Source organism: Pseudobacter ginsenosidimutans, from assembly GCF_007970185.1.
GTDB classification, from domain to species: domain Bacteria; phylum Bacteroidota; class Bacteroidia; order Chitinophagales; family Chitinophagaceae; genus Pseudobacter; species Pseudobacter ginsenosidimutans.
Genome location: NZ_CP042431.1, coordinates 2,356,503 through 2,371,088, shown reverse-complemented (window position 1 = coordinate 2,371,088; position 14,586 = coordinate 2,356,503). Strand labels below are relative to the sequence as shown.

Genomic DNA, 14,586 nt, shown 5'->3' with positions numbered 1-14,586 from the left:
TTGGATCAGCTCAGCACATCTTTCTTTTTGAAGATCACCAGGGACAATCCCAGCAGTCCTCCGATATGCGCCAGCAGAAAGATAGCTGATCTTGCGATACTGTTGTAAAAAATATCATCATCAAAGAAACCTTTCCATCCCAGCATATGGGAGGTAAAAAGATAAGGTTTCATGGCGTTGAATAAAGGAAGATCGATACTGGTGAGGATGGTGAATACGATCACCACGCTCATGGTGCTCACGATGGGGCCGATGGAATTCTCTGCAAAGAGCGATAAAAAGAAAGATAAGGCCGCAACGGTTGTCATGGCGATGGCTGCAAATCCGAATGCCGCAACATAACGCCAGAGGATATCCGATCTCAGGAGCAACACCACTTCTTCTCCTTTGAAAAGCAGCAGGTCATCTGTACCGAATATCAGCATGCTCAGGCCGAGCGACAGGATGGCCATCCACACCAGCAACAGCAAAGTGTAAACCATGGTAGCAATAAACTTGCCGGTAATAAGCGAAGCCCTGCTTATTGGCTTGCTGATCAGTAGCCTCAATGTGCCCATATTGGCTTCACCGGCGATCATATCACCGCCGATCAGCGCTATCAAAAGAGGAACATGTATCAATAATGTCTGCAGTATGAAATAACAGATGAAGTAACCGTTCAGGATCTTTCCTTCTACATGGAAATCCGACTCGATGCTTTGCATCAGGAAGCTGATATACGCCCCGCCATCCACATAGAATGCCAGTTGTATCAGGAATACGATCACTGCAATCGCAACAAAAGCGATATAGGTTCGCGGACGCTTGAATATTTTGAACAGCTCAATTTGCAGGATGGTCCACATGCTGGTTGGATGTTGTTAATGAAAGGAAATAGGCTTCCAGCGAATGTCTTGGCTGAAGGCTGTTGATGGCCACACCCATACTCACCAGGTCTGCTATCAACCGGGGTATGTCTGTTTCATTCATGCGGATAGTGAACAGGTTGGCTTCCTGCTGCACCAGCAAAGATTTCCAAACAGATTGCTGCAATTGCTGCAGGGTATGATCGGGATTGGCTACGCGCAGCTCGATGAGCATCTTTGAGGGATCGAACATTTCCTTCAGTGCGCCTTCCGCCATTTTCTTTCCCTTGTTGATGATGATCATCCTGGTAGCAGTCAGCTCAATCTCATTCAACAGATGCGAGCTCACCAGTACAGTCTTGCCATGTTCCCTGCTCAGCTCCACGATCAGTTGGCGGATATCTGCAATACCCTGCGGGTCCAGCCCGTTAGTTGGCTCATCCAGGATCACCAGCTGCGGGTCATGCACCAATGCCACAGCGATCCCTAAGCGCTGTTTCATACCCTGGGAAAAGGTATGCACTTTGGAGTGTGCACGTTGGTGTAAGTCCACTCTTTCAAGTTGCAACATCAACTGAGTATCGGAAAGTTTCAGTCCACTGAGTTTTGCAAAGAGCCTGAGATTTTCGAGGGCGCTGAGGTACTTGTAGAGGTCTGGCCTTTCGATCACTGCCCCTACCTGCCGGAGAATTTCTTCGCGGTGTTTTCGTATATCCATGCCGAAGATCTCGATGGTTCCTGCTGTTGGCTGGATCAGCGTGAGCAGCATTCGGATGGTAGTGGATTTGCCTGCACCGTTCTGTCCGAGGAATCCATACACATCTCCTTTGTTTACTGTAAAGGATATATCATCAACAGCTTTAATATCCTGGTAATACTTACTGAGGTGGTTGACCGTGATTACTGGAGGCATAGCAGGTTTTATCTCGTGCAAATTACAATACAATTACAGCGTAAATCCCGTTCAATCTGTTATTTTTTTACATTAAGTCTTGCATATTATGATCCGGCTGACTATATTTGCTTTCAATTCTCATCATCCTACGACAATTCCGTCCAATACAGGCTTCAAAATTATCCTGTACCAATTTCCTCCAATTTTTTCGCAGTAGTAATTTCTCTATACAGCCCAACCTGAGTAAGGTTATCCTCAAATGTCCAATAGCTATGTGAGCTACATAGAACTCCTTTGTCCAACAAATTTCAAGTCGAACTTCCTTTGAATGCCCCCGATCACAGGCAATCCGTGCCGTGCCTAAAACTTATTCAAAAACTCTGAAATCTTGTTGACAGTATGAAACTGAATTCTACCCTCCTTATCATTGCATGTGCATTCATGTCTCTCGCCGCTTCGGCCCAGACTTATGAAAATTTCAACTCACGTAATGGCTATCCTCTCAATCAGGTAAAAACTTATCTCGTTGGACAATGCTGGATCTTCAAAAGCGCTGATGTGAACAGCGGCTTCACTCCGGGCATTGAAGGCGATGGCGGCATCGTAATGGGGCCCGCCACTTCCCCTACACAGGAAACAGGCTTCTTTACGCCTGCTCTGGATATGTGGGGAAACCTGAACGTGAAGTTCTCCTACAAAGTAAGCGGCCCTTCCAATGGAGCCCGCAAATGGTTCAAAGTGTATGTTACAGATGTTGACAACAATATCTATGGTAACTACCTTGACAGTGTTGAGATCACCAATGCAGATCCCAACGTTACATACGAATACGACAGAACTTTCTACTATCCCGAGATCGGTAGTGGCATTTTCAAAGTGTTTGTGAATTTCCAGGGCATCAATTCAACTACCAGCCTTGGCATCGACAAATTCTGGGTAAGTGTGAACAAAAAATACGAGAGTGGCTGTAACGCTGCTCCTGTTGCAGAAGATGATGAACTGCCCGGCACCAACACTTTCACTGCTACCGGCGAAGTAACCAACAACGACTACGATCCGGATGGCGAAGTATTGTTTGCTGAACTGGTAGACGATTCCCCTGACGGAACAGTTGAGCTCTTTGGTGACGGTTCTTTCAAGTTCACTCCAAAACCAGGCTTCAACGGAAGCAGCACCAGCTTCACTTACAAAGTATGTGATAACGGTTATGCACAACTCTGCTCTCCTACAGCTACCGTAACCATCACTTTCCCCACCGGCGGTTCACTGCCTGTAAGCCTGATCGATTTCAGGGGCCTTTACAAAACGAACGGCGATGTGGAAGTTAGCTGGGTAACCACTTTCGAAAGCAATAGCGACCGCTTTGAAGTATTGCGCAGCAGCGATGGCCAGAAATGGCAGACTGTTGGCACACTGGCCGCGCAAGGCAATTCCAATGTAAAAGTGAACTACGTGTTCAACGATAAACCAGGAAATGCTACGAAGAAAGACCTCTACTATCAACTGAAACAGGTTGATAAAGACGGACGCGTATTCATGAGCAAGATCCTGATCGTTCGTGTGTACAACAAAGCCGCCCTCAAAATGGTGAGCGTTACACCAAACCCTGTTAAGAATGATATCGTGGTGAACGTACAGGTGAATGAGTCTTCCATGATAGTGATGAAAGTGCTCACCAGCACAGGTACTGAAGTGATGCGTAAAACATCCAAGGCCGGTGCAGGCACCAACACTTTCACGCTCGACAATACCAGCGGTCTCCGCCCCGGATTGTACCTGCTGGAAGTGATCATCAACAGCAATGAGCGCATGATCGTTAAATTGCTGAAAGAGTAATAGTTTATTGGTTTCACAGAGGTAATACATTATCCCCCCATCCGCGCTCAGCAGGATCGGGGGGATTTTCTTTTCGAAATAAACCCCCTTTTTAGGGGAGTTCAACAGTCAGCGGTAATGATACTTTTGAGAAAAAAGAATCATGAAATACCTTTTGCCTCTACTCTGTGTCTGTAGTTCTGTTACTATGGCGCAACCAACAAGAAAGCAGGATATGAAAGTAAAGACCATCGATGCTTCTGAAAAGCTCAGGACCATCCCTGTTCTAAAGAACATCCCGATTACCGCCGGACCTGTTTACAGCGCCAACATCTCCAAGCGTATCAATATCGGAAATGGTAATTCCGTAAATGTGCAGCTCATGCGTAATGTGAATACCGGCGGAGAGCCGGCTTTCAACAAGGAGAACAAAGCAACCCTGCCCACTGAAAAATCAGGCAGCATGACCTGTACAGTGAACCAGGTGAAGTTCACAGCGGAAAGCACCACTTTCATGAACGGGAACAATTCCAACCTGATCAGGCTTTACCCCGGAGCCATTTACACTTTCGATGATTTCTTCGGAGGAGGTTACAACGAGATCGTAACCGGCAGGAACCCGATCCGGGTTTACACAGATCAACCTGTGAAAGCAGGCGGAACATCCGTGATCACCGTCAATAATCCGAGTGGCGCAGCAATGAATGATGCAGCTACAGGAATACCGGTGATCAGGAACAGCATCAATGAAGGTGGTGGCGGTACCGATATCAAATACCGTTCTTTCTCTTCCAACTCCGAAGCAGAACTGGCCATCAAAGTTTCCGCCGGAGGAAGCTACAGTGGCTTTACAGCCAGCACCAGCTTCAGTCATAACAGTGTGAACAACCGCTACTACCTCACCATCGATGTGGTTAAACCCATGTTCACCATCAAAGCAGAAAAGCCTGCCAATGGATTTTTCAATGATGCCAATATCGCTGCCACGCCGAATATGCTGTATGTAAAAGAGATCACGTATGGTACAAGGATCCTGGCCAATATTGAATTGTTGCTGGACAAACGTGAGGATGTATTGAAGTTCAATGCCGAGTATGGCGCCAAAGGCGGTATGAATTTCAACCTGGGCGGCGATTTCCTCAGCAAGACTTCCAAGACCACCAAGACTGTGAATGCCTACGTGATCGGCGCTCCCAATACTGCCACTACTTTCAACGTAGACAAACTGGAAGAAGAGATCAGGAATATGCTGGCCACCTGTCATTTCCAACATGCGCGTCCTGTTTACTATACAATGGGCGATATGAACGGCGCCACCGTATCTGCACTGAGCGCCACAGATGAATACACTGAACGTCTCTGCGTTCCGGACAATCTCACGTATACGCTCAGTGAGGCATCGCTGGAGATCAATACCGGAGCGGATAATAAGGAAGCGCCTTCAGGTGTGGCCATCTGGTTGTATAATCAGGCAACCAATGCTGCGGTCTATTATCAGCCCATCGAAAACTCGAAAGTTGAATTCCCTTCCAATAAAACAACGCCGATCGGTTTGATGAAATACTCGAAAAATGCCAATGATTTCACATTACAATCGCTGCAGCAACAAGGCTTGCGCCTGAGTATTTATTACACGCCCAATTTTGCGCTCGATGCATGGAAGATCAATGGTGTTACCCTTGTTCTGAAATTTGTTGATCAGAACGGCGCACCGCACCCAACACTCGGAAACAAGCGGCTTGCCATGAACAATGCAGATACATTCCTGGATAATTTCGACAGGAAAGTGCTCACCAGTTTCGTTTCTGAAACATTCGTGCCTCAAACCTCAACCGTAACTAAATAAGAAGATAGCGGATAAAACAAAAGGGGCTGCTCATTCAATCTGAGCAGCCCCTTTGCTATTATTCAAAACCAATTAACGCTTGACAAGCTTTTGGCGATGTACGTTATTATCAGAAACTGTAAGAATTTCCATCACATATACACCCGGCGACAATTTAGCTCCCGCAGGGATAGTGATACTGTGTGCACCCCTTGCCAGTTGTTTGTTCAGACGGATCACTTCTTTACCTGAAATATCGATCAATCTGAATCGTACCTGTTCAGGAGCCCTCAGTTCCATCTTCACAGTAATATCCGATTGGAATGGATTGGGCTGTACCTGTATCTGCTGCAGGTTCTGCAGGCTCACCCGCACAATCCTGGAAAGTGTTACATCATTACCGGCAATACCCACCACACGGATACGGTAGTACCTGTTCACCGCGGTGGTGTTCACTGCGTCTGTATAGTTGTATACATGTGACCCGAGTGTATTCCCCTTCGCTTTTACCTTACCGATAGCGCTGAAGTTGACGCCATCAGCGGCATACTGTACTTCGTAGTAATCTATATCCTGTTCTTCCTGTACAGTGAATGTGAGTTGCGAGCGATCGTTCTGGATATTGGCTTTAAGGTCGATGCTCCTTACCGGAAGTGTACCATCGGAGAAGAAGCAGGTTGGATTCTGCGAACCGCCACCAGAGCCCGGTAATGAAGGATCATTCGAGTTGATGAAGATGGTATTGCCATTCACATCCAGCAGCGTGATGCGGCTTTGGTTACAAATAAGGGCAAGAGGTTCTACCTTAGCACGGAAAGTGAGCACCACACTGTTGGCTGCTCCCGGCCTGATGATACCATTGAATTCACCGGGAGAATGGATCTCCCTTCCACCGGCAACTGCATAAGGCATAACAGGCCCTGGATCATCCGGTATCAGCACGCCATTCAACCTGGTGGTGCCGGGAATATAGAGCGTGGCATTAGGGATCGCATCGTGCAGTTTTACGCCTGCCGCGTTGATATTACCTGTATTGATCACTTCAATCCTGTATTCTACAGTATCTCCTCCAACAACAAACGGACTTCCATTGATATTCCTGTAAGTCTTGTTGGCAGCCAGTGCCGGAGCCAGTACAGGAAAGGCGCAACTGGTATAGTCACCGGTTGTCCAAACATTACTGGTGCTGCCCCCTGTGATGGAGGTGCCTGCCATGGTGAGCAGGTTAACAGTGTACACATTGCGGTAAGCACCGCCGATATATACCGTACCTGATGCATCCACAGCAATTGCATTGGAAGAGCTGGCAGGGAAAGGACTCACGGCTCCCAGGTAAGTGGAAATCTTGGTATTGGGATTGATCTTGTACATCCGGCTGGAGTTGGCGATCAGGTAAAGGTTACCGGAGCCGTCGCCGAAAATATCACCGCCGCTTTCACTGAGGATATCGAAACTGCCATTGGACATATCATTGATCAATGCACCAAGGCGTGTGATGGTAGGAATATTTGTAGCAGGATTTACAGAGAACCGGATAATGTCCTGGCCATTCTGCGTGATCGCATATCCGAAACCGTCAGAAGCAAAAGCCATACGGTTGATATTCCATCCATCTTCCAGTGTGGTTTCCATGGTATAATTCACATACCTGTAAGCGGTTTTGGTGGTCTGGTTCAGGTCTACATAACAAAGGTCCTGTTTGGCGTTGCTATAGTTATTGACGAAATAGATACGGTTTGATTTTTTATCATAGGCTATGGCGGAAGCATATTTCAGCACACTGCCCGAAGGTAGCAGCGCATTGGTAAGCGCATTCCGGCAAAGCCCGGTTTCTCCATTGTAAAGAATAGCGCCACCTGTTCCGTTTGATGTACTCACCGTTTTGAAATAGCGGTAAGGCTGGTCATCTCCCGGAAGGCCGCTGGTTGTTCTGGCCGTTGACTGGTAGATCACGGAGCAGGTAGCATCGGGCGTAAGATTGGTGAATACCGTATTGGTGTTCTGGTAAATATGACTGGCGCCATTTTCGCATTCCACCATCGCGTAGTTGGTGATATTACCGCCATTGGCAGTTACCCGCACCCGGAACTGGATCGTTGCCGTTCCTCCGGGGGCAATGGTTCCGGCAGGCCGCAAAGCGGAATTCACCAGTGCACCGGAGCCGGTGAATGGCGTAGTGCCCGACACATCCGCCAGGGGCGCGGAATTGAGCCGTGTGGAACCGGCAACATAGGCCGTACCGGCAGGAATATGATCTATCACTGTGGTGTTGGTGAGGTTCAATGCAGCCAGACTTCTTACCACGATCGTGTATTCCAATATATCGCCCTCCTTGGCCAGGTTACCTGGTGAGGACATGGTTACATTGGTTACTGTTTTACTTAGGTCAAGACTCTGGGCAATCGTTCTCTCGCTCATACCAAAAATGGATGCTGATGTGATCAAAACAGCCAAAAGGTATTTTCCCGTTTTCATAAAATTGGATTTACATGGTTTTAAACTCAGGATCAACTGTTGCTCTTCAACAACATGTATTGTGCTATCATCTTTTTAAAATTTTGTTCACTGTTTCCCTGCCGGTTGCCAGATCCTTCAGCGTAACAATATACAGCTGCGGAATCCAGTTACTGATATTGAATTGCCTGTAACCTGCTCCCCTGGCCAGTTTCAGTTCCTGCCGAAGCATTTGCCTGCCCGTAACGTCCCGGATACTGAGCAAATAGCGCGTATCGGTATCCAGGCTGAAACGCAGCATCAGCTCATGGGAAGCGGGATTGGGCGTAACAGTGATGAAAGTTGTTTGCTTGTAATTCAGGTATACTGTTTTGCTATACTGGCTGCGTTGCTTTTTATCAACAGCCCTGATGCGGTAGTGATTCTCTGTTCCCGGTTCCGCATCCAAGAATTTATAAGGCGGGCCGTCATACACGGCGCCGATGGTAATATAGTTCACACCATCCAGTGAGCGCTGCACTTCAAAATGATGGTGGTCGTTCTCTGTATTTGCTTCCCAGCTGATCAGTACACCGTTCGACTGCTGCTTCGCCTGCACATCGATGAATTGTACAGAGAGTACGATATGTGTGGACTTCACGATCTCCACATTATCTATATTGAAGCCATCGTCAACTCTCGATGCATTGGAAAAGAAACCGAAACGGAGATGTACATTGTTATTACCTAGATAGTCCCGCAGGTCTGCCACTTCCTGTGCCCAGGTTTCATGGATCCCTGTGAGCCCCGGTATATTGTTCATAGCGCCAACGTTCTCGCGGATAGTGCCTGTAGCACAAACAGACTGGAAATTGGAAGTGCCGTTATTGGATAGCTGCACCTGCAGTTTGTCGTATCCATTCTGTGCACGATGCCTGGTGCGGAAAACGAGATAAGCGGATTCCGCATCGGAAAGATCGATGGCGTTCTTGTAAGTGGCGTAAGTTTGTTCGTTAATGGAATAATTGCCGGATGGGGATTCAGTCAAGGATCTGCTGCCGCTGAAAGCCGCTGCAGTAGTGGTTCCCCAGTTGCCGGTGTAATCCCAGTTGGTTGTGCTTTCCATATCATCATTCAACAGCTGATCCGGCTGATAGAACTTCACGATGGTATCGGTAAGCGTAACACCGGCAGACACTGTTCTACATACAAAACGTATCCTGGCGCCCGGCGCGATGGCATTGGGCAACTGATATGCAATATCCCTCTCCAGTATGTCGAAATAGTTGGGCATACTGTTGATGGTGACCGGCCCGCCTGTGATGGAGATATTTTCCAGGGCTTGCAGAGACACTGTCACCGGCGCATCGGTAAGCCCGATACGGCGAATGGAAAAATGATAATTGCCACTGGTATTATTGAATGCGATCGGATTGAGATCCTGCAATTCAAAATACGAACCAGACATATAAGCCATTTGCATATTGGCAAAGAACATGGAGCGTGCAATGGGAACGATCAGCGAATTATCCGGCCAGAAGCCATAGGAGCTTGAGCCGATCTCCACTGTATAACCATAAGTTTTCTGTTTGCTTCCCGCACCGATATCTCCAATCAGGTGCCAGTCCCTTGAATTGCCTACCGCATAGTAACCTACGGTAGCCAGGCCATCTCCTACGGAATAACCATTGTATTTGGCCATGAGGGCTGAAGCATATTTATAAAAATTCACATCCTGCGTAGTGAAACTGTGCTGCGCAGGACGGCCGAAAGGCGTTACATAATAATTTCCGTAAGCATGATGATCGATCGCAATGGTGAATTGCCTGCTTTGTCCAAGTTCACGCAGGGCACGGGTTTCAGGCTCTGACCACGCAGACGGCCCTATATAATCTTCATCATCCGGATCTGTGGAGATAGACACATTGGCGCCGTTCTCACCCCAGTCTTCACCATAATTCCGGTTGATATCTACTCCTCTTCCATTGCCGGAGCCATTGTTCCTCCGGTTCTTTCTCCACATACCTCCGCCACCGGGCGAATTCGTTTCGTTATAAACATATCCATCCGGATTCACGCAGGGCAGGAAATACAGTTCACGGCTGTCTACCAGGTTTTTGATCCTTGTATCCGTGTTGTAATGTTCCAGCAGATAGTTCATGAAGAAGAAAAGATTCATCATGCTCATGCCTTCGCGCGCATGATGGAGACCGGTATAAAGTGCTTCCGGTTCGTTCTCATCTGTATCTGCATTATCTGATATCTTAACAACTATGAGAGGATTGCCGCCATAGGTTCTTGTTGGAAGGATGAGGGTATCCACCAGGTTGGGAAAAGTGTTTACCATGTAATTGATCTTCTCCTGCATTTCATCGAAAGTATAATAGCCGCCGTAAGAACCTTCAGTGAAAGCGGCCGGCACATCCACCGATTCGATAGCGGAAGCGCATGATTGCTGAAATTGCAGTTTGCCGTTCACCATGGTGGCGCCGGCATTGCGATAGAAATTACCCTTGCGGTACTGCTGTCTGAATGCAGCCTCTTCGTCTTCTATCAGAACGGTATAAGAACAGCCTGTTGCTTTGAGCGCAGCAAGCTGTTTGGTATTGAGTGAGGTGATGAATGAGTTGTGGGCTTCGTTCACTTCGCCATGATCAAAGGAAACGCCTTTCGCAGTCAGCCAGGTAAGGCCCTGCGGCGGAATTTGTATGCTCACCCTGCTATACCTGGTTTGTGCAACCGAAGGCATGGAAGTAGCAAGCAGCAATACCCAAAGCAAATTATTTCCCGTTCTCATAATGCTTTAGTTGAAAGTATTAATGCCACATGTTTAGCAGGATCAATGCTGCCAGGAGGAATGACGATAAATACGGGAAATAGTGTAGAAGAAGGAAGAGTACAGATTTTTCATGCATCTAGGTTTTTCGGAAATGGATTAATTGTTTATGGAGCACCTGTTGCAAGAGTAATTAATAATTTATTTACCTGCAATAGGAGATTTACCATAGATCAATACGTACTGTTGCACGGAAAATATTTAGATCCGGATCGGCTTCATTTACAAGGGTCAAAAAATAAACTGCAATAGCAACACAATAAAAAATCCGGTGTAACGGCCAAAATAATGCCGGTAACATCCCCTGTTTTACCGACCCTGTCCCCGGTTTTACCGAATGCAGGCATCCGGAATTTAAGTTTACTGTATAAACTACTTTACTTTGCCTCATAAACTTAACCGCTATGCTGAAAGTGATCCCCTTCATCCTCCTGCTGCTCACCAGTTTCCTGGGAAGCGCCCAAACCGTTCTCCAGGGACGGATCAAAGACGGCAAAGGAAAAGGTGTTGGCGGCGCCAGCATCGCCATTAAAGATTCCTACGACGGCGCCACTACCGACTCACTCGGCAATTACCGGTTCCGGACATCAGAAAAAGGAGAACAAACCCTGCTGATCACCTGCATCGGTTACAAACCATTTGAACAAAAGATCACACTCGAAGGCGGCGATCAAAAACTGGACGCCATCCTGAAAGCAGAACCCAATGAGCTTACCGCCGTAGTGATCACTGCCGGAACTTTTGAAGCCAGCGATACCAAACGCACTACGGTGTTGGGCCCTCTCGATATCGTAACAACTGCAGGCTCTGACGGAGACATTACCGGCGCTCTCAAAACATTGCCCGGCGCTCAACAGGTGGGAGAAAAAGAAGGACTCTTCGTCCGCGGTGGCAGCTCAGAAGAAGCCAAAGTTTTCATCGATGGCACACTGGTGAACAATTATTTTCAGAGCAGCATTCCGGACATCGCATCCCGCGGCCGTTTTTCGCCATTCATCTTCAAAGGCACTGTATTCAGTACCGGCGGCTATTCCGCACTCTATGGCGGCGCACTCTCTTCCGCACTGATCCTGGAATCAACTGACCTGCCAGATCAGACCTCCGCCAACCTGGGCATCTCACCCATCTTTGTGAGCGGCGGCTACAACCAGCTTGCCAAAGACAAAAAATCCAGCTGGGGCGCCAATTACGCCTATACCAACCTGGCAGCATATTTCGCCATCATAAAACAAAGGCCCGATAATTTCCTCACTCCCCAATTCCATAACGGAGAATTCAATTTCAGGATCAAGACCTCCAAAACTGGCATCCTCAAATTCTATGGCTATTTCAACTACAGCGAATTGGGGCTGCGCAGGGCAGATATCGATTCAACCTCACTCAAGAACGCTTTTACGCTCTATAACTTCAACGTATATACGAATCTGAGCTGGAAGGAAAAGATCGGAAAACACTGGAGACTGAACCTGGGCGCATCGTACAGTAATAATATCGATAAGATCAGGAATGTATTGGAAGACCAGGACAATAAGGAACAATTCCTGGCCCAGGCTCCTTACGACAGCAAATCATTCAACATAAAGAACAATTCGGACCTTTCGCAGATCAAGATGGTATTGGAAAGAAGATTGTATGGCCTCAGCGCTATCCGGTTCGGTGGAGAGTATCTCTACTTCACCGATAAAACGGATTTCACTAACCGTTATGTGCAACATGCAAAAACAAATGCTGAAGATCATTTCAAAGCAGGCTTTGCAGAAGCCGATGTGTACATCACCAACGACATCGCCGCTAAACTGGGTGGGCGTGTAGAACATTCTTCGCTGCTGAACAGGGCCAATATCGTGCCGCGTGCATCGCTGGCTTATAAGCTGGGCAACCAGGCGCAGGTATCGCTTGCCTATGGCATTTTCTATCAGCGCCCCGAAAAGGAATTCTTTCTCCGCAACTATGCTCAAACTGACGACCTGCTGTATACCAAAGCCACGCACTACATTGCCAATTACCAGCGCGTGAGCCGCAACTATACGCTGCGCATCGAAGCCTTTTACAAGAAATACGATGAGCTGGTGAAAACCTATGCCACCAAAGGAAATACGCTGCCAGACAGTGTTGCCAACGGCGGTTCCGGCAATGCGCAGGGCATCGAGCTCTTCTGGCGCGACCGGAAAACATTCAAGGATGTGGACTACTGGGTTTCCTATTCCTACCTGGATACGAAGCGGGATTACCTGAATTATCCCTATGCCATCCAGCCTTCCTTTGCAGCCAATCATACCGCCAGCCTGGTAGTGAAGAAATTCTTCACTAAATTCAAAACCAGTTTCAATGCCTCCTATTCCTTTGCCACAGGCCGGCCCTATTATAATTTCCGTTACAATGCCGGCGATGGTAAATTTGTGATCGCAGACCAGGGCAAAACCATCGCCTACAATAATCTAAGCCTGAGTGTGAACTACCTGCCGGCAATCGGGAAGAAAGACGCGAAGAAGTTCACCGTTTGGGTATTCTCGCTGAACAATGTGCTGGGCAACGACCAGATATTTGGTTATAACTATTCCTGGAACGGCAGCCGCAAGGATCCGATCCTTCCCACTGCACGCCGTTTCTTTTTCGTGGGATGCTTTATCAGTTTTGGTATCGACAGATCAGAAGACGTCATCAACAGTAACTTATAAATCTATCAACAATGAGAAAAATCCTGTTCGTATTTGCTGCACTCGCTTTGACAGTGACAGCCATGGCACAAAGTGAAAAGTATACCGGCGCCATGACCGCCAAGATCGAAGAATTGGGCGCCAACAAAACTGCCGATGATTTCCTGGCTTCTTCCCAGGCATTCGAGCGGATCGCCGATGCAGAAAAGAACCAGTGGCTTCCCTATTATTACGCAGCCTATGCATACGGCATTTATGCGTTTGTGAAGAACGACGCTCCTAACAATGATCAGTATGCAGACAAGATCGATACACTGCTGGCGAAAGCTGCCGCTCTAGCACCAGACAATTCTGAGATCAGCGTGATCAAATCCATTTCGGCAACAGTTCGCATGATTGTGAATCCGATGGAACGTTATATGCAGTACGGTCCTGTTATCGAGAAAGCATTGAGCGATGCCAAAACGCAGGACCCCAACAATCCGCGTCCATATTTCATACAGGGACAAAATCTGCGCTACACGCCTGAGCAGTTCGGTGGTGGTTGTGCAACTGCCAAACCCATCATGGAAGAAGCCCTGAAAAAATACGGCAGCTTCAAACCCGCATCCACACTGCATCCCAACTGGGGACAAAAACAACTGGAAGAGATGATCGCCGGTTGCAAGTAATATTAAAATTCAAAGCGGGGTTTTTAATCGGCATGCTGATTGATCACCCTGCTTTGACTGTATATTTGTTACTGTATTCGTTGAAAACGCAGTAATGGAATTCAAGGACCTCGATCCGATCTTACACTCCCAGCTCCGCCTTGCCGTGATCAGCCTGTTGATGCAACAACCGGAGGCTGAATTCACGTTCCTCCGTGAAAAGACCAATGCCACAGCCGGCAACCTCAGCGTTCAGATCAACAAGCTCCGTGAAGCAGGCTACATAGAAGTGCACAAACAATTCCGCAACAACTATCCTCAAACCATCTGCCGGATCACTTCCCTCGGCAAACAAGCCTTTCAGAAATACGTGAACAACCTGCAATCCTATCTGCACTTAAAGAAGTAACTAAGCGTCGATAGTGTTAAGCATACTCCTCTTTTTATTTATCGCATTATTCCTCTTACCCCATCAGCGTGCCCATGCCTCCGGGGGTGATGTAAATCCGGCCTTATGAAATGTAAGCGAAGCAGTTCATCAGCATTCCCATTGCCCAATCCAACCAACAACAGCCCAAAAAAATCCTCCCGCGCCGGTTCATTTCCCAGCCGGATTTACATCACCCCCGG

Annotated in this window: 9 protein-coding genes; 5 read left to right on the top strand and 4 right to left on the bottom strand. The window is 47.6% G+C overall.

Going from position 1 to position 14,586, the window contains the following annotated elements:
* Positions 1-5: 5 nt before the first annotated feature.
* Positions 6-845, bottom strand: coding sequence for an ABC transporter permease (locus FSB84_RS09720; protein WP_130541751.1), 840 nt, complete (start codon positions 843-845; stop codon positions 6-8).
* Positions 823-1,758 (bottom strand): ABC transporter ATP-binding protein, encoded by a 936-nt coding sequence (locus FSB84_RS09715; protein WP_130541752.1) that lies wholly within the window; start codon positions 1,756-1,758, stop codon positions 823-825. The genes FSB84_RS09720 and FSB84_RS09715 overlap by 23 nt, the downstream gene beginning before the upstream one ends.
* 381 nt (positions 1,759-2,139) lie before the next feature.
* Here FSB84_RS09715 and FSB84_RS09710 point away from each other — a divergent pair, with 381 nt between their 5' ends.
* Together FSB84_RS09710 and FSB84_RS09705 are read left to right on the top strand one after the other, a co-directional pair.
* Positions 2,140-3,576, top strand: a complete 1,437-nt coding sequence (locus tag FSB84_RS09710) for an Ig-like domain-containing protein (RefSeq protein WP_130541753.1) — start codon at positions 2,140-2,142, stop codon at positions 3,574-3,576.
* Positions 3,577-3,718: 142 nt separating this feature from the next.
* Positions 3,719-5,401 carry a thiol-activated cytolysin family protein gene (locus FSB84_RS09705; RefSeq protein ID WP_130541754.1) on the top strand — a complete coding sequence of 561 codons (1,683 nt, stop codon included), beginning with the start codon at positions 3,719-3,721 and terminating at the stop codon, positions 5,399-5,401.
* Positions 5,402-5,473: 72 nt separating this feature from the next.
* On the opposite strand, the gene FSB84_RS09700 is transcribed toward FSB84_RS09705, so the two are convergent.
* Positions 5,474-7,855: a T9SS type A sorting domain-containing protein gene (locus FSB84_RS09700; RefSeq protein ID WP_130541755.1), complete on the bottom strand. Its 2,382-nt coding sequence runs from the start codon at positions 7,853-7,855 to the stop codon at positions 5,474-5,476.
* A gap of 67 nt (positions 7,856-7,922) precedes the next feature.
* Positions 7,923-10,610 (bottom strand): M14 family zinc carboxypeptidase, encoded by a 2,688-nt coding sequence (locus tag FSB84_RS09695; RefSeq protein ID WP_130541756.1) that lies wholly within the window; start codon positions 10,608-10,610, stop codon positions 7,923-7,925.
* Positions 10,611-11,053: 443 nt separating this feature from the next.
* Between FSB84_RS09695 and FSB84_RS09690 the strand changes: the two genes are divergently transcribed.
* The 3 genes from FSB84_RS09690 (at position 11,054) to FSB84_RS09680 (ending at position 14,365) form a co-directional block, all read left to right on the top strand.
* Positions 11,054-13,327 carry a TonB-dependent receptor gene (locus tag FSB84_RS09690; protein ID WP_130541757.1) on the top strand — a complete coding sequence of 758 codons (2,274 nt, stop codon included), beginning with the start codon at positions 11,054-11,056 and terminating at the stop codon, positions 13,325-13,327.
* 11 nt (positions 13,328-13,338) lie between these two features.
* On the top strand, positions 13,339-13,977 hold the full coding sequence (locus tag FSB84_RS09685; RefSeq protein ID WP_130541758.1) for a hypothetical protein: 639 nt from the start codon (positions 13,339-13,341) through the stop codon (positions 13,975-13,977).
* 94 nt (positions 13,978-14,071) lie between these two features.
* Positions 14,072-14,365 carry a winged helix-turn-helix domain-containing protein gene (locus FSB84_RS09680; protein ID WP_130541759.1) on the top strand — a complete coding sequence of 98 codons (294 nt, stop codon included), beginning with the start codon at positions 14,072-14,074 and terminating at the stop codon, positions 14,363-14,365.
* Positions 14,366-14,586 lie beyond the last annotated feature (221 nt).